Genomic DNA, 20,535 nt, shown 5'->3' with positions numbered 1-20,535 from the left:
CCTCGGTAGTGCCGGCCGCTGGCCGGCAACTGCATCCACCCGGCGATCACGAGATTGCCGGCCAGCGGCCGGCACTACCGTGCTGCAGCTGCCAGCTCCCGCGCGATCACACCCAGCCGTTCCACCGCACCGATGAAGCGCGCATCCAGGGTCTGGCAGCACGACAGCCGCAGGCAATGCCGGTAGCGGGCGCCGCGCGAATAGACCTGGCCGGGCATGAACACGATGTCCTCCTGCAGCGCACGCTCGAACAGTTCGCGCGTATCCACGCCCGGCAGTTCCAGCCACAGCAGGAATCCGCCCTGCGGCTCGGTGGCGCGCGTGCCGACCGGGAAGTGCTCGGCTACCAGCTGGCGCAGCCGCCCCACCTGCTCGCGATACAGGCGACGCATGCGGTGCAGGTGGTGCTCGTAGCTGCCCGCTTCCAGATAGGCCGCCACGGCGTCGCCGAGCAGTTGCGGTTCGCCGCCGGTGGACTGGAATTTCAGCAGCGCGATGCGCTCGGCGAAGCGGCCACCCTCCAGCCAGCCGATGCGGTAGTCCGGCGCCAGTGTCTTGGAAAACCCACCGACCACCATCACCCAACCGTCGCGATCAAAGGCCTTGAGCAAGGGCGCGGGCGGTTCGCAGAACTGCAGCTCGGCGTACACCGCATCTTCGATCAGCGGCAGCTGGCGTGCATTGACCAGTTCGGCCAGGCGTTGCTTGGCGGAGGTGGGCATGGTGCAGCCCAGCGGGTTGTGCACGGTCGGCATCACCACCAGCGCGGCCAGCGATGTGTGTTCGAGCAGCGCCTCCAGGGCATCGACATCCAGCCCCTGCTGCGGGTGGGTGGGCAATTCAATGGCCTGCAGGCCGAGGGTGGCCAGCAGGGGATACAGGTTGAAGTAGGAGGGCGCCTCGATGCCGACCGCATCGCCGGGCTGGGTGACGGCACGCAGCGCCAACTGCAGCGCTTCCATCGCTCCATGAGTCAGCAGCAGGCGGTCGCTGTGGGTGTGCAGGCCCATGCGCGGGCCGCGGCGCACGATCTGCGCCAGCAGCCGCGGCGAACCATTCGGGCGTGCATAGGTTTCCACCGTCTGCTGGCCGTGGCGCAGCACCTGTGCGGTGTGCCGGGCCAGCTGCGCCCCGGGATAGAACTGGCGACCACGGGGGCCGGCGAAGGCCAGGTCGATCACGCCCGGTCGGCGCTGTGCCTCCAGCACACGGGCCATCAGCGCCTGCTGCAGCGGCGCGGTGGGCGCCGACGGCGTATCGCGCAGCGAACGTTCGGGCACCGACAGGCGCGGTGCGACCTCGAAGCCGGCCTTGGGTCGTGGAATCACCAGGCCGGCATCTTCCAGCTGGCGATAGGCCGCGATCACGGTGTTCAGGCTGAGCCTGCGCTGCAGCGCCATCTGCCGCAGCGAGGGCAGGCGGCTGCCAACGGGAAGGCGACCGCCGTGGATGGCCTCGGCCAGTTCATCGGACAGCCGCTGGTAGCGGGGAGGGATCATCGCGCTCTGGTCATCTGTATCCATCGAAGTTCCCGCCAACTGGAGCTGTACCCCTGACGTTGGCGAGCCTAGCATGTCGTTGTCGGACGGGCCTGATCGGGGCGCGGCCGATACTTCCCAAGCGCACGGCGGTATCGCCGTGCGTCTTTTTCTGCGTGGTTATTGCCGGCGGTTACCGCATCGGCACCCGCACCGCATCGCGCCGGTACAGTGCCGGGAACTGCCTGCCCAGCGCCGCCAGCTTCGGTGCGTCGTAGTAGCGGATGTAGGCCGCCTGCGGGTAGTTCGTCATGTAGTTCTGGTGATAGCTCTCGGCCGGGTAGAAGCGCTGGCCGCTGCCCAGCTGGGTGACGATCGGTGCGCGGTAGCTGCCGGCCTGGCCGAGCTGGGCGATGTAGGCGCGGCTGGCGGCTTGCTGGCGCGCGTCGTCGCTGAAGATCGCCGACCGGTACTGGCTGCCGTGGTCCGGCCCCTGGCGGTTGAGCTGGGTCGGGTCGTGCACCACCGAGAAGAACACCTGCATCAGCTGCCCGTAGCTGACCTGGCGCGGGTCGTAGTCGATCTTCACCGCTTCGGCGTGACCGGTCTGGCCGCTGCTGACGCGCTCATAGTGTGCGTTGGCGGCGCTGCCACCGATGTAGCCGGACACCGCATTGCTCACGCCCTTGACGTGCTGGAACACGCCCTGCACGCCCCAGAAGCAGCCGCCGGCAAACACCACGCTGGCGTGGGTGGCGTCATCGCGGAACGCCGCATCGCCGGTGGGTGCCGGCAGCGCCTTGGCCTGCGCGTTGGCTTCGACCGGTGCGGCGATCGCGCCGTGGTCGACCAGCAGCACGCCGGCGATCAATGCCGTGGCCACAAGACCGGCGACACCGGCAGCAATACCCTGTTCAAAGGAGAGTTTCATCGTGTCCTCCCGGTTCAACCAAAGGTGAAGGCATAGGCCTGCACGCCCGCATCGAGGAATTCGATCTCGAAGCGGTGCGGGCCGACCGTGCCGCGCTGGCGCACCAGCTGGAACAGGCGGTGTTCGTTGACCACGCCACTGCCATCGGCGCCGACGTCACTGCCGGCATCGGTGGCGGGCAGCGGCTTGCCGTCCAGCCACACGCGGAAGCGCACCGGCTTGCCGTCCTGGCCCGGTGCCAGCACCAGGTGCAGGTCGCGCGCATGGAACTGGAAGGCGATGCGCCCGCCGGCGCGCTGCAGTTGCGCGGCCTCGTCGGTGATCGTCCACTGCCCGGACAGGCCCCACTGGTTCAGCGCCAGGGCGGTGGGCAGCGTGTAGTCGAACGCGGTGTCGCTGCGTTGCCCGCCGGGCGAAGCGAACTGTTCGGCACGGGCGTGGCCCAGATAGGTTTCCGGCGAGCGCAGGTTGCCCATGTCGGCCTGTGCGGCAACGCCCTGCAGGTCGGCCGCAGCGGGATCAGCTGGTGGCGGCAGGTGGGTCTGGCCGGCTTCGGTCAGCAGCCGGCGGATCACCTGTTCCGAGCGCGCGTAGTTGCCCTCGCCGAACTGGTGGCCGCGGATGTCGCCCTGCGCATCGACGAAGTACTGCGCCGGCCAGTAGCGGTTGTTGAACGCACGCCAGATCGTGTACTGGTTGTCGAGCGCCACCGGGTACTCGACCTTCAGCTGCTGCACCGCCTTCATCACGTTGCGCGGGTCCCGCTCGAAGGCGAACTCCGGCGTGTGCACGCCGATCACCACCAGGCCGTGGTCGCGGTAACGGCGCTCCCATTCGTGCACGAACGGCATCGCGCGCAGGCAGTTGATGCAGGAGTACGTCCAGAAGTCGACCAGCACCACCTTGCCACGCAGCTGCTGGGCGGTCAGCGGCGGGCTGTTGAGCCAGCCGGTGGCGCCGTCCAGCGCGGGCAGGGTGCCCTCCACCGGCAGCGGTGCATCGGCACCGGTGTTGGCACCGGCCATCATCATCGGCGGTGCCGCCGGTTGTGCGCCGGGTACCGCGTCCAGCAGGCTCTGCTCGATGCGCGCGGTGCTGACCGTGGACAGGCGGGTCAGCAGGCCGGTGTCCCAACCGAGGCCGATCGCCACGACGGCCAGCAGCGCGGCCACGCCCAGCACCTTGCGCAGGACATCGCCGAGGCCGAGCCGCGCTTGCATCGCGCGGAACACCCGGCCGCCGATCCACACCGCCAGCGCCAGCGCGGTGATCGCGCCCAGTGCATAGGCCAGCAGCAGCGCAGTGGTGCCGACGCTGGCGCCGTGCAGGGCGGCGCCGGTCAGCACCAGGCCGAGGATCGGCCCGGCGCATGGGGCCCACAGCAGGCCAGTGGCGATGCCGATCAGCAGCGAGGTCCCTGCGCCACCGCGTCCTGCGGCGTCAGCTGCATCGGCGCGTGCGCTCAAGCGTGCACCCACGCGCTGGAACGGGGCCAGCAGATGGTCCGCCAGTCGCGGCCACAGCAGCGCCAGCGCAAACAGCGCCATCAGCACCAGCGCGATCCAGCGGCCGACCTGGTTGGCCTGCGCCACCCATTGGCTGCCCACCGCCGCCAGGCTGGCCACTACGGTGAAGGTGAGCGCCATGCCCAGCAGCAGCGGCAGCGTGCTGCGCACGAAGGGACGGTCGGCGCGCGCGAACACGAACGGCAGCACCGGCAGGATGCAGGGGCTGAGCAGGGTCAGCGCACCCCCCAGGTAGGCAAGCAGCAACAGCAGCATGATCAGGCTCCAGAAGTAGGGGGCGAACCGACCGGCACCCGCCAGCCGTCGGCGGTGCCATCACCGGCACCGGGAACGAACACCAGCGCTGCACCGTTCATGCAGTAGCGCAGCCCGGTCGGGCGCGGGCCGTCATTGAACACATGGCCGAGATGGCCGCCGCAGCGGCGGCAGTGCACCTCCACCCGCAGCATGCCGAAGGTGACGTCGCGGTCTTCGCCGATGGCGTTGTGCAGCGGCGCCCAGAAGCTCGGCCAGCCGGTGCCACTCTCGAACTTGGTGGACGAGGAGAACAGCGGCAGCGCACAGCCGGCACAGGCGAACGTGCCCTGCCGGTGCTCCTTGTTGAGCGGGCTGCTCCACGGCCGCTCGGTGGCCTGCTGGCGCAGTACCGCGTACTGGGCCGGGGTCAGGCGCTGGCGCCAGTCGGCGTCGCTGTGCATGACCTCGAATTGTCGCGCCGGACGCGCTTCGGCAGCGGCCGGCGCGGCGCGGCTGCACGCGCCGAGGCCGAACAGGCCGGCAGCGGTGGCGACACCGCCCAGGCCCAGCAGATGGCGGCGGGTGAGGGTCATGGCGGACTCCGGGAAGGGGCGACGGGGCCATGCTGCGCCCGCCCGGGTCAACGAATCCTCACGCAGGATTCAATTTTTCGTGAGGTATCGGCGACCATCCCGCGCCAAAATGCGGGCAGCCCCCCACTGGCCCCGAGCTGCCGATGTCGACCAAACGCGTGCTGATCGTTGAAGACGACGCCCACATCGCCGACCTGCTGCGCATGCATCTGGGCGATGAAGGCTATGACGTGGCCCACGCCGCCAGCGGTGACGCCGGCCTGCGCCTGCTCGAACAGGAAGGCCCGTGGGATGCACTGGTGCTGGACGTGATGCTGCCCGGTGTGGATGGCCTGCAGGTGTGCCAGCGCGCACGCGCGATGGCGCGCTACGTACCGATCATCATCATCAGCGCGCGCGGCAGCGAAACCCAGCGCATCGTCGGCCTGGAACTGGGTGCGGACGACTACCTGGCCAAACCCTTCTCGATGCCGGAACTGGTGGCACGGGTGCGCGCGCTGCTGCGCCGCGCCGAGGCGATGGCGCAGAGCGCCCGCATCGATGCCGGCGCGATCGAGCTGGGCGGGCTGCAGCTGGACCCGGTTGCACGCACCGCATCGGTGGAGGGCACTGCGCTGGAACTGACCCCGCGCGAATTCGACCTGCTGCTGTTCTTCGCCCGTCATCCGGACCAGGTGTTCGCGCGCATGGAACTGCTCAACCAGGTCTGGGGCTATCAGCACGATGGCTACGAGCACACGGTCAACACCCATATCAACCGGCTGCGCAGCAAGATCGAAACCGACCCGGCCAATCCACGGCGGCTGCTGACGGTGTGGGGCCGTGGCTACAAGCTGGTCGATCCGGCCGGGACGGCGGCATGATCAGGCCGAACCTGTGGCAGAAGCTGGCGGCGGTGATCGCCGCACTGATGTTGATGTGCTGCATGGCGCTGCTGGCGCTGCAGATGCGTGCCAACACCCGCCACGAACAGGAAGTAGTGCAGCGGCTATCGCTGGGCCTGGCCGAGCACATCGCCCAGCGCAGCGAGCTGATGGACACCAGCGGCATGCGCGACGCCGCGGTGCGCGCCTTGTTCGGCCAGTTGATGGCGGTCAACCCCAGCGTCGAGGTCTACCTGCTGGACGACCAGGGCCGCATCCTCGGCCACGATGCGCCCAGCGGTCATCTGGTACGCAACCGGGTGGACGTGGCGCCGTTGCGCCACCTGCTGGCCGGCGAGCCGCTGCCGATCCTTGGTGATGATCCGCGCAGCGCCGATGGCCGCAAGGTATTCAGCGCCGCGCCGTTGATCGTGCAGGGCCGCCAGGCGGGTTACGTGTATGTGGTGCTGGTCGGCGAGCACCGGCAGATGCTGGCCGACGATCTCGCGGCCGGCAGCCAGTGGAACACCACCTGGTGGTCGGTGATGCTGGTTGGCAGCCTCGGCCTGCTGGCCGGGCTGGTGGCGTTCTACTGGGTGACCCGCCCGCTGCGGCGGCTGACGCGGCGCATCCAGGCCTTCGACATCGATGCACCGACGCCACTGCCGCCACCGGAGCCGCTGCGCCCCGGCGAGCGCGACGAGCTGGTGATCCTTGAGCACGCACACGCGCAGATGGCGCAGCGGTTGGGCGAACAATGGCAGCAGCTGCGCCAGCAGGACCTGCAGCGGCGCGAACTGGTGGCCAACATCTCGCATGACCTGCGTACGCCGTTGTCGTCGCTGCATGGCTATCTGGAAACGCTGGCGTTGAAGGACGCCACGCTGTCACCGGATGAACGCCGCCGCTACCTCGGCATCGCCCTGGCGCAGAGCGCCAAGGTCGGTCGGCTGGCGCGCGCGCTGTTCGAGCTTGCGCGGCTGGAGCATGGCGAGGTACGCCTGGAGTGGGAGGTCTTCGCGTTGCCGGAGCTGCTGCAGGACGTGCTGCAGAAGTTCGAGCTGGCCGCGCAGGCGCGCAACCAGCGCCTGCATGCCGATTTCCCGCCGGGCCTGCCGCTGGTGCGTGCCGACCTGGGCCTGGTCGAGCGTGTGCTGACCAATCTGCTCGACAACGCGTTGCGGCATGCGCCGGAGGGAGGCCGGATCGAAGTACGCCTGCGCGCAACGCCTGACAGTGTGGAGGTCAGCGTGGCCGACGATGGCCCCGGCGTGGCGCCAGCGCTGCGCACGCAGCTGTTCCAGGCACCGGCTGCGCTGGGCGCGCGACGCGGCGAGAACGGCGGGCTGGGCCTGTTGATCGTGCAGCGCATCGTCCAGCTGCACGGTCGTCGCATCGAACTGCGTGACAGCGAACATGGCGCGCTGTTCGTGTTTGCCCTGCCGCGCGCGGAACCGGCGGTCTAGCAGACCGTATCGCCTTCCACGACACCGCTGGTTTCCAGTGGCAGGTGCAGGCGGATGCAGGCGCCGCCCAGGTCTGAATCGGTCACCTCGACATGGCCGCCATGCTTGTCGGCCACTACCTGCACCAGCGCCAGGCCAAGCCCGAAGCCGGGGCTGCCCGGGTCCAGCCGCACGTAAGGCTGCAGCACCTGACCGCGCAGTTCCGGCGCGATGCCAGGGCCGTCATCCTCCACCTGCAGGCACAGCCAGCCGTCGTCCACCGTGCTGGCGATGCGGATCTGCCGGCGCGCATAGCGCAGGGCATTGCCGAGCAGGTTGCGCAGCGCCAGTTCCAGCATGTGCCGGTTGACGTTGACCAGGCCCACCGGCGACAGCATCTGCTGTACCGGCATCGGCAGGGGGGCGAACTGGGCGATCACGCCGCGTACCAGCGTCGCCAGCTGCAGCCGTTGGCGGGTCAGCTGGTGGCAACGGCCGAGCGCGGCGTATTCGACGCCGGCATCGGTGAGGTGCTGCAGCCGATCGACATCGGTGCGCAGGCCGCCCAATGCATCGCGCTGGAGCTCATCCAGCGCGGTGTCCTCGAGGTCGGCCAGGCCGAAACGCATGCGCGCCAGCGGTGTGCGCACTTCATGTGCTACGGCCTGTGCCAGCACGCGCTGGCTTTCCAGCAGCTGCTGCAGCTGTTCGGCCATGTGGTTGAAGGCGTTGGCCAGCGGCCGCACCAGCGCGGTACCGGCGCGCGGCGCGCGCGTGTCCAACTGGCCATCGCGCATCTGCCGCGCCGCCTGGGCCAGCTGCGAGACGTCGCGCCACAGGCGGTAGACCATCACGTACATCGGCAACGCCACCGCCACCATCAGGATCAGCAGCAGGATCGCCACGCCGGAGACTTCGCTGTCCTGCCATCCTTCGTCCGGCAATGCTTCGTCCAGCGGCCCCAGCATCACCGCGTAGTCGCTGCCGCCGATCCGCTGCAGGCTGCGCATGTGCTCCAGGTCGATCTGCACACGGCCGTTGTTGAACGCCGGGCGCTGGCTGGCAGGCAGCTCCTTCACCGCCTCGGCCAGCGGCACCATACGCAGCGCGTAGGCGAAATCGGCGTCGAGTTCGCGCGCCAGCGCCGGCCACTGCTCGCGCGGGGTTTCGGCGAAGCGGTGCTGCAGCAGCGCATGGGTGCCGCGCATCTCGGCCTGCAGGCCGGCCTCGGTGCGGTCTTCCAGCAGCGCATCCCACGCCCACAGGCCAAGCACGATCAGCAGCAGGTGGGCGACCAGGAAGCCGATGCCATAGCGCAGGAAGTGGAAGGCGTGGCCGCGCATCGCCGAGGGCGTGCGCTTCATCCCCATGCCGAGCGGCTGAACAGGTAGCCGCGTCCGCGGACGGTCTTGATCCGTTCCGGTTGTTCCGGGTTGTCGCCCAGCTTGCGGCGCAGGCGCGAGATGCGGGCATCAATCGAGCGGTCCAGGCCATCGAAGGCGATCCCGCGCAGGCCACGCAGCAGCGCGTCGCGGTCGAGGATCTGGCCGGCGTTGCTGGCCAGCAGGAACAGCAGGTCGAACTCGGCGGTGGTCAGTTCCAGCAGCGCACCCTGCAGGTGCACGTTGCGGGTGGACGGGTCGATGTTCAGCTCGCCGAAGCGCAGGCTGCCGTCACGCGGCTCGACCCGGCGGTGGCGGCGCAGGTGGGCGCGCAGGCGGGCCAGCAGCACCCGCGGTTCGATCGGCTTGCCGATGTAGTCATCGGCGCCCAGTTCCAGCCCCAGGACCTGGTCGATGTTGTCGGTGCGGGCGGTCAGGACGCAGATGATGCCGTCATAGTGGGGCCGTATCTGCCGACACACTTCGAAACCATCCTGGTCGGGAAGGCCGACATCGAGCAGGACCAGAGCCGGCTTTTCGGCCAGGATCCGGGTCACGGCGCGCTCGCCGCTGCGCTCGTGGGCGACCTGGTAACCATGCCGCTGCAGATAGTCACTGACCATCGTTCCCAGGCGGGCATCGTCTTCGACCAGTACGATATCCAGCATTTTCAAGGCCTCCGTGGACGCAAACGTACCGCCACGGCACGAGCGCGGCGATGCTATCCCAGCCATCGGGCCGCCCGGGTCCAGGGGGCGGGCGCCATTCAGCCGGGGTTGCTGGCGCACGGGCCGGGTCTCAGCCCCGGCAACCACTTGGCGCCCAGCATAGCCGGTTGCCGTTACAAAACGTTACCTTCATCACACGTCTGGAGACGATCGCTGACAGCAATGCGACTGACGCGGGGCGGGCGCGGGCCGAGCATGGAGTCTCCTTCGTTCCGCGTGCCGTTCCCATGTCGCCCGCCAACCTCTGCCTGTCGTGCCTGTCCCGCCGCTACTGCGGAGGTGCCCGATGAGCGGCGTGGTCGGGGCCTGGTTGCCGCCCGCCGAAGACGAACACCTGCTGCAGCAGCTGGCGCCGATGCTGCGCGCGTTGCAACAGCGCGGCCGGGGTCGCATCGGCTACTGGACCGATGCCGAGGCCGGCCTGGCACTCGGCCATTGCCGGGCGCCGACCGATACGCCCCTGCAACCGCTGAGCTCGGACTGCGGCCGCTACGTGCTGTGCCTGGACGGACGCCTGTACAACCGCGCCGACCTGCAGGCGCAGCTGCGCGATCTGCCGCGCAACTGCAGCGATGCGCGCCTGCTGTTGCAGGCGGTCGTCGAGTGGGGCGTGGAGCGGGCGCTGTCGCGCATCGAGGGCGCCTTTGGTTTCAGCGTGTGGGACCGCGAGTCGCGCGCGCTGTGGCTGGCCCGTGATCCGGTGGGCGAGCGGCCGCTGTACTACGGCTGGTACCAGGGCAGGTTCCTGTTCGCGTCGGAGCTGAAGGCGCTGCAGGCCTTTGAGGGTTTCTCGCCGAGCATCGACCAGGATGCCCTGAGCCTGCTGCTGCGCCATGACTACGTGCCGGCGCCGCACACCATCTACCGTGGCATCCACAAGCTGGTGGCCGGCGCGATGCTGCGCATCGACATGAATGACCATGCTGCAGGGCACTCCGGCATGGCCGCGCAGGGCGGTTCGCGCTACTGGTGTGCACGCGATGCGATGCACAGCGCATTGCAGGAACCCCTGCAGCCGGCGCCGAGCCTGGAGCAGGCCACCGACCAGCTCGAGGCGGTGCTGCAGAAGGCCATCGCTGCACGCATGCACTCGCCACTGGCCTGCGGCGCGTTCCTGTCCGGGGGGACCGATTCCTCGCTGGTAACGGCGATGATGCAGGCGCAGTCGACCCTGCCGATCGAAGCGTGGACGGTCGGCTTCGACGATCCGGGCCACGACGAGAGCGACTGGGCTTCGCAGGTGGCACGTCACTTGGGCGTGCAGCATCACCTGCACCGGATGGACGCGCGCCAGGGCCTGGACCTGCTGCAGCGGCTGCCGCAGGTCTGGTGCGAGCCGTTCGCCGATGCCTCGCAGCTGCCGACCCTGCTGGCCAGTGAACTGCTGGGTGCGCGCAAGCCGGTGGCGTTGACCGGTGACGGTGGCGACGAACTGTTCTTCGGCCATCCCAGTTATGGCCGTGCGCTGCGCAATGCACGGCTGTGCGGCGGCCTGCCGGACTGGGTGCGTGACCTGGCGCGGCGCAGTGGCAACCGCCTGAATGTCGAGCGCGGCCGCCTCGGTGGCTGGCGTGCGCTGGTGGCCGAGGTTGCCGCCAACGACGTGGAAGGTCATTACCTGCAGCGGGTCACCCGCTGGCGGCAGCCGGCGCAGGTGGTGCTGGGCGCGCGCGAACCGGTGACGATCTTCCAGCAGCAGGACACGGCGCTGCCGGCCGAGGCGCGCATCCAGCTGCTCGATTTCCGCATGGATCTGGCCGAAGGCATTCTCGCCAAGGTCGATCGCGCGGGCATGGCGGCGGGGGTTGAAACCCGTGCGCCGCTGCTGGACATGGAGGTGGTGCGCCTGGCCTGGCGCCTGCCGCAGCATCTGAAGTACCACGATGGCGAGCACAAGCTGATCCTGAAACACCTGCTGGCGCGCTACCTGCCCGAGCCGCTGGTGTACCGCCCCAAGCGCGGCTTCGGCCCGCCGATGGCGCGCTGGCTGGCCGGTCCGCTGCGCGACTGGGCGGAGGCGTTGCTGGATCCGCAGCTGCTGCGCAACCAGGGCTGCTTCGATGCGGCGCGCGTACGCGGCATCTGGGAGGCGTTCCTGCGGGGTGAGCGCAAGTGGCACACGCACCTGTGGAACGTGCTGATGTTCCAGGCGTGGCACCAGCACTGGCACGGTGGTCGCGGGCGCTGAGGTTCCTTCGCGGATTGTTCTGCGCGGCGCAGGGCGGAGGCCCTTGCGTACGAATGTCCTCCGGCGCCGGCCGTTGGCCGTCACCTCCCCCTTTACTTCGTACGCAAGGGCCTCCGCCCTGCGTTCGGAGTTCGTCGGCGCCTCCTTGAACGGCTGCCGCGAGCATTGTGTTTTACCTGCCGCAAGCCCACCCCGGCGGGGCCCTTCAGCTCGCAGAGAGTCCAGACGAAGAAGCGCCTCGGAATCCAAACGTCAGGCAAAAAAAGACCCGGCAGAGGGAGGGATCTGCCGGGTCCGGATTGCGTGGGGGGAGGGACCCACGCAATGAGCGTTGCGTCGCGTCAGTGGTTGTTCGCGTCCGCCGTTGATTCGTTGTAACCCTGCACCAGTTCGGACCAGGCCTTGCCGGCCTGCAGGCCGAGCCCGACCACGTCCTGCTGGGCCTGGCCCAGCCGCTGCAGGTTGTCCTGCCACAGCTGCGTGCCCTTGTTGAGCACCCCGGCCGCGTCATTGCTGCGGGCCAGTTCGCCCAACCAGCCACCGGTCGCGGTCAGGTTGCGCTCCAGCGCCTTCAGCTGCACGCCGAACATGCTTTCGGCGTTCTCCAACGCCAACCGGTTCGCACGCGTTGCCGCGGCGGCGAGCTGGCGGGTGGCATCACTGAAGCGATCGCTGAAGGCGGCGGCCATGGGGCATCAGGGAGTGTCTTGATGCATTGCAGCATACGCCGTTGATGCCGCATTGCAACAAAAATAACAAAGGCGCCCATGACGCCTTCGGAAAACCTTACAGATCAATGGCTTGATCAGGCGGTCGGGCCGCGGTAGCGGCAGCCGGAGGTGCAGGTTTCGTGCACGGTGATCTCGCTCAGCGCCGGCAGGCTGGGCTTGAGCTCGTTCCAGATCCACACCGCCAGGTTCTCGCTGGTCGGGTTCTCCAGCCCAGGGATATCGTTGAGGTAGTGATGGTCAAGGCGCTCGTAGATCGGCTGGAAAGCCGCCTTCACGTCACCGAAATCCATGATCCAGCCCGTCTGCGCGCCGGGCTCGCCCTCGACCTTCAGTTCCACCCGGAACGAGTGGCCGTGCAGGCGCGCGCACTTGTGCCCCGGCGGCACGTTGGGGAGGCGGTGCGCCGCCTCGAGCATGAAGACTTTGAAGATTTCCATGGCGTCGATTGTACGCCGCGGCTGTCGCCTCTGGCCGGGTGGATGTTGGTTGTTCGTGAAGAAACTCTTTTCATCCGGATGAAGAGATGATAGCTTCTCTTATATCCGTATGAAGGGATGTTATTGGCCGGACCCCGGCCAGGCATGGACTACTGCGGAACTTCGTCGTCCTTGCCACCTCCCCCACATCGTCATGCCCAAGCACACCCTGCTCGTGGCGGCCCTGGCCGTCGCTCTGGCCGCGCCTTTGTCCGCCGCCGCCGAATCCTCCGCCGACGCCAGTGGCGAAGCCAGCACGCTGGCCGCCGTGCGCGTCACCGGCTCCAACATCAAGCGCACCGATACCGAGGCCTCCAACCCGGTGCAGGTGATCGGCCGCCAGCAGCTGGAACAGACCGGCAAGGCCACCGTGGCCGATGTGCTGCGCTCGATCTCGGCCAATACCGGCAACGCCAGCAACGAAACCACCAACAACGGCTGGGCGTCCGGCTCGGCCGGCATCGGCCTGCGTGGCCTGTCGCAGAAGAACACGCTGGTGCTGCTCAACGGCCGCCGCCTGGCCAACTATGGCTTCCCGGCCGGCGGCCTGTCCGACACCTTCGTCGACCTCAACGCGCTGCCGCTGGTCGCAGTGGAGCGCATCGAAGTGCTCAAGGACGGCGCCTCGGCCGTCTACGGCTCCGATGCGGTGGCCGGCGTGGTCAACATCATCACCCGGCAGAACTTCGAAGGCGCCGAGATCGGCGGCAGCTTCGGCGGTGCCGACCAGGGCGGCCTGCACGAGCAGAACCTGAAGTTCGTCGGCGGCCTCGGCGACCTCGACACCGATGGCTACAACATCCTCTTCAGCCTGCAGGGCTACAACCGCGAGCGCCTGGACCAGGACGAACGCAACCTGACCAGCAGCGGCATCTACACCGACAAGCCGGGCGGCCGCTGGAACGGCTGGTCGGCCAAGGGCGCGCGCTACCTGGTGAACGGCGTGTCGGTGCCGATGCTCGATGCCAACGGCAACTGCCCGGCTGGTACCACCCGCGTTGCCAGCGCGCCGATCGACGGCCTGGCCGGCGATACCTGCGGCTTCAACCAGGCGCCGTTCACCACCCTGATTCCGTCGACCAAGCGCTACCAGGCGTACGCCAACGGTACCTTCCGCCTGAACGACAACGTCGAAGCGTTCGGCGAAGTGCTGTACAGCCAGATCAAGAGCACCGCGTGGTTCGGCAGCAGCCCGTATTTCACCCTGGAAAGTGGTCGCTTCGCGTTGAATGCGGACAGCGGCCTGGCCGAGCCGGTGTCGTCGCTGCTGCCGGCCAGCAATCCGTACAACCCGTACGGCCGCGCGATCCCGATCGAATACACCTTCTTCGACCTTGGCGGCACCCTCAAGACCAACCGTTCCACCGCCTATCGCGGCGTGTTCGGTCTGCGTGGCACCACCGCGAAGTGGGACTGGGAAGTGGCCGCGTTCGGGGCGCGCAGCAGCGAGCGCGAGAGCGTGTCCGGTGGCTTCGCCAACCGCTGGGCGCTGGCCGATGCACTGGCCTCCGGCAGCTACAACCTGCTCAACCCGGCAGCCACGCCGCAGTTGGTGCGCGATGCGATCAACATCGCCACGCTGCGCCCGGCCGAGTCCAAGCTGCAGGGCATCGACGCGAAGATCTCCGGCAGCCTGGGCCACACCTGGGCCGGCGAGATCGGCTTCGCCGCCGGTGGCGAGTGGCGCCGCGAGAAGCTGGACTCCAACAATCCATGGCAGATCGATGCCGGCCTGCAGGTGCGCCCGGCCATCGCCGAAGTGCATGGCCAGCGCCAGGTCAGTGCCGCCTACGCCGAAGTGAACGTGCCGCTGGCCTCGACGCTGGAGTTGTCGGCGGCCGCACGTGCCGACCACTACGATGACTTCGGCAATGCCTTCTCGCCGAAACTCGGCCTGCGCTGGCAGCCGCTGGACTTCCTGCTGGTGCGTGCTTCGGCCTCGAAGGGCTTCCGCGCGCCGTCGCTGTCGGAGAACTCCAACAGCACCAGCATCGCCTACGGCAGCGTGGTCGACCCGCGTGATCCGGACGTGCCCGGCTCGCGCCAGAACCCGACCTTCTTCACCGTTGGCAACAACGCACTGAAGCCCGAGCGCACCAAGAGCGTGAACTTCGGCGTGGTGCTGTCGCCGTGGGCGAATACCAACCTGAGCGTGGACTACTACCGCATCCAGCTGGACAACCTGGTCGGCACCAACAACACCCAGACCCTGGTCAACGACAACGTGGCCGGCGCCGTGCAGCGCGACGAGCGCGGCAAGCTGCAGGCGGTCTACAACCGCTACCAGAACCTCAGCGAGCTGAAGACCTCGGGCATCGACGTCGAACTGCGCCAGCGCATTCCGACCGCCACGCTCGGCGAATTCACCGTGTCCTCGGCCTACACCCACGTGCGTGACTACCGTCGCCCGACCGTGGTCGGCGGCCCGCTGGTCGACTACGCCGGCAGCAACCTCGGCGCGACCCTGCCCAAGGACAAGGCCACCACCACGCTGGACTGGAAGCATGGCGACTTCAACGCGGCCGTGACCTGGTACTACACCAGCAGCTACCGCCAGGAAGCCAGCACCGCGGCCAAGGCCGTGCAGCAGCGCGTCGGCAGCTACAGCCAGTACGACCTGTACCTGGCCTACACCGGCGTCGACAAGCTCACCGTGTACGCCAAGGTGCAGAACCTGGCCGACAAGACGCCGCCGTACGACGCCTCGTTCCCGGGCATCCGCGCGCCGTACGACTTCAGCCAGTACGACCTGCGCGGGCGTTACTTCACGCTGGGCTTCGACTACCGCTTCTGATCCATCCGTCGCGGTCGGTTTCCCCACGGAACCGGCCGCGCGACTGTCTGCCGTTGTGTTCCAGGGGAGTCATCGTGTCCGTGCATCGTCGTGCCGCTCTTCCGTTGCTGATTGCTGCCATCACCGCGTTGTCCTCGCCGCAGCCGGCGCAGGCACAGAGTGCGTACTTCTTCCCGCAGGCCACCGACGCGGCCGCATTCGATACGTCCATTCCCACGCCGGAACAGTTCCTCGGCTATCCGATTGGCAGCCGTTACACCCGGCATGACCAGCTGGTGGCCTACTTCCGGGAACTGGCGAAACGCTCGGACAAGATCAGCGTGCGCGAGATCGGCCGCAGCTACGAGGGCCGTCCGCTGTTGATCGCCACCGTCACCTCTGCGGGTAACCACGCGCGACTGCAGCAGATCCGCCAGCAGCACGCGACCCTGGTCGATCCGGCGCAGCCACGCAGCGCCGCCGGTGACAGCCCGGTGGTGGTGTGGCTGGGCTACAGCGTGCACGGCAACGAGACCTCCAGTGCCGAAGCCGCGATGCTGACCGCGTACTACCTGGTGGCCAACCAGCGTGCCGAAACCCAGCAATGGTTGCAGCAGGCCGTGGTGCTGTTCGACCCGGCGCAGAATCCGGACGGCCGTGATCGCGCGGCCAACTGGCACAACGCCTGGGCCTCGGACCCGGCTTCGGCCGACCCGGCCGACAAGGAACACGTCGAGCCGTTCCCGCAGGGCCGCACCAACCACTACCTCACCGACCTCAACCGCGATTGGCTTGCGCTGACCCAGCAGGATTCACGGCCAAAGGTGGAGGTGTTCCACCAGTGGTACCCGAACGTGCAGATCGACTTCCACGAGATGGGCAAGGACAGCACCTACTATTTCGAGCCGTCGCCGAAGAGCATGCACAGTCCGTTGATCCCTGCGGCGTCGTACGAATTCAACAAGACCCTGGCCAAGTACCACGCGCAGGCGCTGGATGCATTGGGCTCGCTGTACTACACCGGCGAGAACTTCGACAACTTCTCGCCGGTGTACGGCTCCACCTATCCGGATTTCCATGGCGCGGTCGGCGTGACCGTCGAGCAGGCCAGTTCACGGGGCCGTGTGCAGGAATCGGTGAATGGCCTGCTGACGTTCCCGTTCACCATCCGCAACCAGGTCGCCACCGGGCTCGGCACGGTGCGCGGCGCGGTCGTCGAGCGCAACGGCCTGTTCGACCTGCAGAAGCAGTTCTTCCAGAGTGCACTGAAGCAGGCTGCACAACAGCCGGTGAAGAGCTTCGTGTTCGGCGATGCGCATGACCCGGCATTGACCCGGCGCCTACTGGAGCTGTTGCTGCTGCATCGCATCGAGGTGCGCGCGCTGGATCGTGCGGTCACCGTGGATGGCCAGCACTTCGCGCCGGGCAGCGCCTACGTGGTGCCGGTGCAGCAGGCGCAGTTCCGGCTGGTGCATTCGATCTTCGCCGAGACGCCGCCGATCAAGGGCGACGTGTTCTACGGCAGCACCAGCTATGCGATCGCACCGGCCTACGGCGTGGCGTTCGCGGGCAGCCGCAGCCGCATCGACGGTGGCACCCGCATCGTGGAGCTTCCGTCGGTACAGGGCGAGGTGCTTGGCGGCCAGGCCGGCTTTGCCTATGTCATCGACTGGCGCGACTACAACGCGGGGCGGGCGCTGGCGGTGCTGCAGGGCAAGGGCCTGGGTACACGCGCAAGCTTCCAGCCGTTCGCTGCCGCCACCGCACACGGCGAGGCGGACTTCGCCGCCGGCAGCATCGTCATTCCTGTGGCCGGGCAACCGCTGCAGGGCGTGGCGCTGCTCGACGCGGTACGTGCTGCAGCCCGCGATGCCGGCGTGCAGGTGCATGCGCTGTCCACTGGTCGCAGCCGCGAGGGCGTTGACCTCGGCAGCGATGGCGTCAAGGCGCTGCGCAAGCCTACCGTGGCACTGGTGATGGGCGAGGGTGTGGCGGCCACCGAGATTGGCTCGGCCTGGTTCCTGCTCGACCAGCAACTGCAACTGCCGGCCAGCAAGCTGGATCCGCAGCAGCTGGGCAAAGTTCCGCTGGATCGTTACACCACCATCGTGCTGTCCGGCGGTACCTATACCGGCGTCGATGCCACCGCGGTGGCAGCATTGAAGCGCTGGGTGCAGGCCGGTGGCTCACTGGTGACCTACGGCAGCGCTTCGAAGTGGGCGATCGAACAGAAGCTGGCCGACGGCGAGACGTTCGGCAAGGACGAAGAGGCCGCTGGCGAGAGTCGCCGCGCGTTCGGCGACCAGCGTGACATCGCCGCGATCGAGCGGGTCAGCGGCAACATCCTCAGTGCCGACGTGGATACCAGTCATCCGCTGGCGTTCGGCGTGCCGCGTCGTCAGCTGGCGATCAACAAGGAAAACACGGTGACGCTGCAGCCGAGCGCGAATCCGTTCTCGACAGTGGTGCGCATCGACACGCCGCCGCGGGTGAATGGCTACCTGTCAGAGCGCAACCGCGCGAGGGTGGCAGGCAGCGCATGGCTGCTGGTGTCGGCGCAGGGGCAGGGCAACGTGGTGCTGTTTGCCGATGATCCGGCGCATCGCAAGTACTGGCACGGGACGGATCGACTGCTGATCAACGCGATCTTCTTCGGGAATCTGGTGAATCCGAGTAAAGCGCGGGGTTGAGACGTTTGGCGCCTTGATTTTTACCTGGCTCGGGGAGGCCCGGAGGCCCAGTCAGGACACGCCGTAAACCCATCCATGGGGGCTCGATGGCGCCATCCATGGCGCCAACGGTCCTGCCTGGGCCTCCGGGCCTCCCCCCGACAATTTCCTGCGGGCGCGGACGCATCGAACCCCAAGGCGGCAGCAAGGGCAAAAGCAAGAGCAAGAGCATCGGCATTTGCTCTTGAATTTGAATTTGATCTTTCTTCTCCCGGCTACCCGGCGGGACAAGAAGGCGCAGGCAATGCTTGAAGCGGATGGGCATGGGGGCAGCGCAGAACCGTTGGCGCCATGGATGGCGCCATCGAGCTTACATGGACGTATTTACAGCGTGTTCTGCGCTGCCCCCATGCCCATCCGCCCTCGGTACCGCCACCGCGTGCTCTATCACCCGGTAGCCAGCAAAAAAAGGACGGCGCCTCAGCGCCGTCCCTCGATAGCCCCCCGCGCAGCGGGAAGCACAACAGCTGTCAGCTGGGATCAGCCGGCGCGACCGCCGCCGTTACCACCCTGGCCGCGGCCACGGCCGCCCCCATTGCCGCCACCGCCACGACGCTGGCCCTGGCCCGCGCCCGCACCGGCACGCTGCTGGCCATTGCCACCGCCCTCGCGACGGCCACCACCGGCCTTCTTCGGGCCCGCATGCGCATGGCGCGGTGCATCACCGTGCGGACGGCGCGCGTGGCTCTTGCGCGGCGCGCGCTCGCCGGTATCGTGCTCGGCCTTGCCCGGTGCGCTGTTGCCCCAGCGGATCGGCGTCTGCAGCTCGAAGCCCGGTACATCGCGGATGTCCATGTCGCGGCCCAGCAGGCGGGTGATCGCACGCAGCAGCTTCACTTCGTCCTGCGCCACCAGCGAAATCGCCTGGCCGGTGGCACCGTTACGGCCGGTACGGCCGATGCGGTGCACGTAATCCTCGGCCACCATCGGCAGGTCGAAATTGATGACCTTCGGCAGCTCGTTGATGTCGATGCCGCGCGCGGCGATGTCGGTGGCCACCAGCACGGTCACGCGGCCGGCCTTGAAGTCGCCCAGTGCACGCAGGCGCTGGCCCTGGCTCTTGTTGCCGTGGATCGCCGCGGTCTTGATGCCCGACTTTTCCAGGAACGTGGCCAGCTTGTCGCTGCCATGCTTGGTGCGTGCGAACACCAGGGTCTGTTCGCGGCTGTCCTGCGCCAGCAGGTGCAGCAGCAGGTCGCGCTTGCGGCCGGCATCGACCGGGTGCACGCGGTGGGTGATGGTTTCGGCCACGGTGTTCTTCGGCGTCACCTGGATCTGCTCCGGGTTGCGCATGAACTCCAGCGCCAGCTGGCGGATGTTGTCCTCGAAGGTGGCCGAGAACAGCAGGGTCTGGCGGTTCTGCTTCGGCAGCTTGGCCAGGATGCGCTTGATCGACGGCAGGAAGCCCATGTCGAGCATGCGGTCGGCTTCGTCCAGCACCAGCAGTTCAATGCCGGACAGGTCGATGCTGCGACGCTCCAGGTGGTCGATCAGGCGACCCGGGCACGCCACCAGCAGGTCCACGCCGCGGCGCAGGATGTCCAGCTGGTTGCCCATGCCGACGCCGCCGTAGATGCACGCGCTGGGAATGCGCAGGTACTTGCTGTAGCCGCGCAGGCTGTCATGCACCTGGGTGGCCAGTTCGCGGGTCGGGGCCAGGATCAGCGCGCGCGGCTTGCGCGGGCCGCTGCGCACTTCCTGCGAGGCGGTGCCCAGGTGCTGCAGCAGCGGCAGGCCGAAGGCGGCGGTCTTGCCGGTGCCGGTCTGAGCGCCGGCCAGCAGGTCGCGACCGGCCAGTGCCAGCGGGATCGCCTGCTGCTGGATCGGGGTCGGGTTTTCGTAGCCCTGCTCGGCGAGCGCACGCAGCAGGAAGGGCGCCAGGCCCAGCGATTCAAAAGACATTGAGTTTGCTCCAAGTACAAGAAACGCCTGTCCGACTGGACAGACGGGGGCAGATCAAACTGATCGGCTGACTCGGAGCGTTCCCGTGAACCGCGCTGCGAGAATTGGGTGCAGCCGGCACGAAGCGCAGGCTGGAATGCGTGACGAACGGCGTCGGAGTGGGGGCGGGCGAAGAGGGCGGACCCAGGTCGCCGGCGATCCCGGAGGGAAACGGACGGCCGCTGCAGACCCCGCAAGTCTAAACGATGTTTGAGACTTCACGCAAAAAGGCCTGTTCAGGTAGGGGTTCTGCCTGCAGGGCTTGCAGCCCTGCACCCGCCGAAGCCTCAAGCCAGAGCCACGTCAACGTCAAAAGCTGGCTTCCTGTGGGATGGCGGGGTGGGTCCGGTGGCAGGGGGCGCCGTAAATACGTCCATGTAGGCTCGGTCGCGGCATCCATGCCGCTCACGCCCCTGCCACCGGACCCACCCCGCCTTCGACAGTTTTCCGCGATCTGTCAGATCTCATTCGATTTGTCTCGATATCTGATGGATTTCGACGATGAATGACGTGG

14 protein-coding genes are annotated in these 20,535 nt (G+C 67.9%); 5 read left to right on the top strand and 9 right to left on the bottom strand.

From position 1 onward, the window contains the following. Nucleotides 1-74: 74 nt before the first annotated feature. The 4 genes from SSKA14_RS22105 to msrB all read right to left on the bottom strand — a co-directional run bounded on the left by SSKA14_RS22105 (nt 75) and on the right by msrB (nt 4,765). Nucleotides 75-1,523 carry a PLP-dependent aminotransferase family protein gene (locus SSKA14_RS22105; protein ID WP_040009023.1) on the bottom strand — a complete coding sequence of 483 codons (1,449 nt, stop codon included), beginning with the start codon at nt 1,521-1,523 and terminating at the stop codon, nt 75-77. A 148-nt stretch (nt 1,524-1,671) separates the two neighbouring features. Continuing rightward, nucleotides 1,672-2,409 carry a peptide-methionine (S)-S-oxide reductase MsrA gene (msrA, locus tag SSKA14_RS22100; RefSeq protein WP_008267266.1) on the bottom strand — a complete coding sequence of 246 codons (738 nt, stop codon included), beginning with the start codon at nt 2,407-2,409 and terminating at the stop codon, nt 1,672-1,674. A gap of 14 nt (nt 2,410-2,423) precedes the next feature. Then, nucleotides 2,424-4,190 (bottom strand): cytochrome c biogenesis protein CcdA, encoded by a 1,767-nt coding sequence (locus tag SSKA14_RS22095; protein WP_008267605.1) that lies wholly within the window; start codon nt 4,188-4,190, stop codon nt 2,424-2,426. A gap of 2 nt (nt 4,191-4,192) precedes the next feature. After that, on the bottom strand, nt 4,193-4,765 hold the full coding sequence (gene msrB / locus SSKA14_RS22090; RefSeq protein ID WP_008267122.1) for a peptide-methionine (R)-S-oxide reductase MsrB: 573 nt from the start codon (nt 4,763-4,765) through the stop codon (nt 4,193-4,195). A 143-nt stretch (nt 4,766-4,908) separates the two neighbouring features. Here msrB and SSKA14_RS22085 point away from each other — a divergent pair, with 143 nt between their 5' ends. Together SSKA14_RS22085 and SSKA14_RS22080 are read left to right on the top strand one after the other, a co-directional pair. After that, complete coding sequence (locus SSKA14_RS22085) at nt 4,909-5,628, top strand: response regulator transcription factor (RefSeq protein WP_008267787.1); 720 nt, start codon at nt 4,909-4,911, stop codon at nt 5,626-5,628. Continuing rightward, complete coding sequence (locus SSKA14_RS22080) at nt 5,625-7,094, top strand: HAMP domain-containing sensor histidine kinase (protein ID WP_008264971.1); 1,470 nt, start codon at nt 5,625-5,627, stop codon at nt 7,092-7,094. Before SSKA14_RS22085 ends, SSKA14_RS22080 begins: the two co-directional genes overlap by 4 nt. On the opposite strand, the gene SSKA14_RS22075 is transcribed toward SSKA14_RS22080, so the two are convergent. Further along, nucleotides 7,091-8,437, bottom strand: a complete 1,347-nt coding sequence (locus SSKA14_RS22075; RefSeq protein WP_040009020.1) for an ATP-binding protein — start codon at nt 8,435-8,437, stop codon at nt 7,091-7,093. The two genes, SSKA14_RS22080 and SSKA14_RS22075, sit on opposite strands and share 4 nt — an antisense overlap. Next, nucleotides 8,434-9,123, bottom strand: coding sequence for a winged helix-turn-helix domain-containing protein (locus tag SSKA14_RS22070; RefSeq protein ID WP_004154050.1), 690 nt, complete (start codon nt 9,121-9,123; stop codon nt 8,434-8,436). Before SSKA14_RS22070 ends, SSKA14_RS22075 begins: the two co-directional genes overlap by 4 nt. Before the next feature lie 346 nt (nt 9,124-9,469). On the opposite strand from SSKA14_RS22070, the gene asnB reads away from it, so the two are divergent. Then, the gene (gene asnB, locus SSKA14_RS22065; protein ID WP_008267860.1) at nt 9,470-11,371 is read left to right on the top strand and encodes an asparagine synthase (glutamine-hydrolyzing); all 1,902 of its coding nucleotides are present in this window, start codon (nt 9,470-9,472) and stop codon (nt 11,369-11,371) included. 341 nt (nt 11,372-11,712) lie between these two features. On the opposite strand, the gene SSKA14_RS22060 is transcribed toward asnB, so the two are convergent. Next, nucleotides 11,713-12,060, bottom strand: coding sequence for a phasin family protein (locus SSKA14_RS22060; protein ID WP_008267022.1), 348 nt, complete (start codon nt 12,058-12,060; stop codon nt 11,713-11,715). A 116-nt stretch (nt 12,061-12,176) separates the two neighbouring features. Beyond that, nucleotides 12,177-12,539 (bottom strand): 6-carboxytetrahydropterin synthase QueD, encoded by a 363-nt coding sequence (gene queD / locus SSKA14_RS22055; protein WP_008266092.1) that lies wholly within the window; start codon nt 12,537-12,539, stop codon nt 12,177-12,179. Between the two features lie 193 nt (nt 12,540-12,732). On the opposite strand from queD, the gene SSKA14_RS22050 reads away from it, so the two are divergent. Both SSKA14_RS22050 and SSKA14_RS22045 read left to right on the top strand, forming a co-directional pair. Beyond that, a complete protein-coding gene (locus tag SSKA14_RS22050; protein WP_008267371.1) occupies nt 12,733-15,372 on the top strand; it encodes a TonB-dependent receptor in 2,640 nt (879 codons plus the stop codon). A 74-nt stretch (nt 15,373-15,446) separates the two neighbouring features. Continuing rightward, nucleotides 15,447-18,041 (top strand): M14 metallopeptidase family protein, encoded by a 2,595-nt coding sequence (locus SSKA14_RS22045; RefSeq protein ID WP_040009018.1) that lies wholly within the window; start codon nt 15,447-15,449, stop codon nt 18,039-18,041. 519 nt (nt 18,042-18,560) lie between these two features. On the opposite strand, the gene SSKA14_RS22040 is transcribed toward SSKA14_RS22045, so the two are convergent. Continuing rightward, nucleotides 18,561-19,982, bottom strand: coding sequence for a DEAD/DEAH box helicase (locus SSKA14_RS22040; RefSeq protein ID WP_008268364.1), 1,422 nt, complete (start codon nt 19,980-19,982; stop codon nt 18,561-18,563). Between the last annotated feature and the right edge of the window lie 553 nt (nt 19,983-20,535).

This window comes from Stenotrophomonas sp. SKA14, from assembly GCF_000158575.1.
GTDB classification, from domain to species: Bacteria; Pseudomonadota; Gammaproteobacteria; order Xanthomonadales; family Xanthomonadaceae; genus Stenotrophomonas; species Stenotrophomonas forensis.
Note: the sequence above shows the minus strand (reverse complement) of the source record. Positions and strands in the feature narration are given on the sequence as shown.

Excerpts from the sequence above, each read along its gene's own strand:
- SSKA14_RS22060 (WP_008267022.1), bottom strand. The coding sequence starts at position 12,060 with ATGGCCGCCGCCTTCAGCGATCGCTTCAGTGATGCCACCCGCCAGCTC.
- msrB (WP_008267122.1), bottom strand. The coding sequence starts at position 4,765 with ATGACCCTCACCCGCCGCCATCTGCTGGGCCTGGGCGGTGTCGCCACC.
- msrA (WP_008267266.1), bottom strand. The coding sequence starts at position 2,409 with ATGAAACTCTCCTTTGAACAGGGTATTGCTGCCGGTGTCGCCGGTCTT.
- SSKA14_RS22040 (WP_008268364.1), bottom strand. The coding sequence starts at position 19,982 with ATGTCTTTTGAATCGCTGGGCCTGGCGCCCTTCCTGCTGCGTGCGCTC.
- SSKA14_RS22085 (WP_008267787.1), top strand. The coding sequence starts at position 4,909 with ATGTCGACCAAACGCGTGCTGATCGTTGAAGACGACGCCCACATCGCC.
- SSKA14_RS22080 (WP_008264971.1), top strand. The coding sequence starts at position 5,625 with ATGATCAGGCCGAACCTGTGGCAGAAGCTGGCGGCGGTGATCGCCGCA.
- asnB (WP_008267860.1), top strand. The coding sequence starts at position 9,470 with ATGAGCGGCGTGGTCGGGGCCTGGTTGCCGCCCGCCGAAGACGAACAC.
- SSKA14_RS22105 (WP_040009023.1), bottom strand. The coding sequence starts at position 1,523 with ATGGATACAGATGACCAGAGCGCGATGATCCCTCCCCGCTACCAGCGG.
- queD (WP_008266092.1), bottom strand. The coding sequence starts at position 12,539 with ATGGAAATCTTCAAAGTCTTCATGCTCGAGGCGGCGCACCGCCTCCCC.
- SSKA14_RS22075 (WP_040009020.1), bottom strand. The coding sequence starts at position 8,437 with ATGAAGCGCACGCCCTCGGCGATGCGCGGCCACGCCTTCCACTTCCTG.
- SSKA14_RS22095 (WP_008267605.1), bottom strand. The coding sequence starts at position 4,190 with ATGCTGCTGTTGCTGCTTGCCTACCTGGGGGGTGCGCTGACCCTGCTC.
- SSKA14_RS22070 (WP_004154050.1), bottom strand. The coding sequence starts at position 9,123 with ATGCTGGATATCGTACTGGTCGAAGACGATGCCCGCCTGGGAACGATG.
- SSKA14_RS22050 (WP_008267371.1), top strand. The coding sequence starts at position 12,733 with ATGCCCAAGCACACCCTGCTCGTGGCGGCCCTGGCCGTCGCTCTGGCC.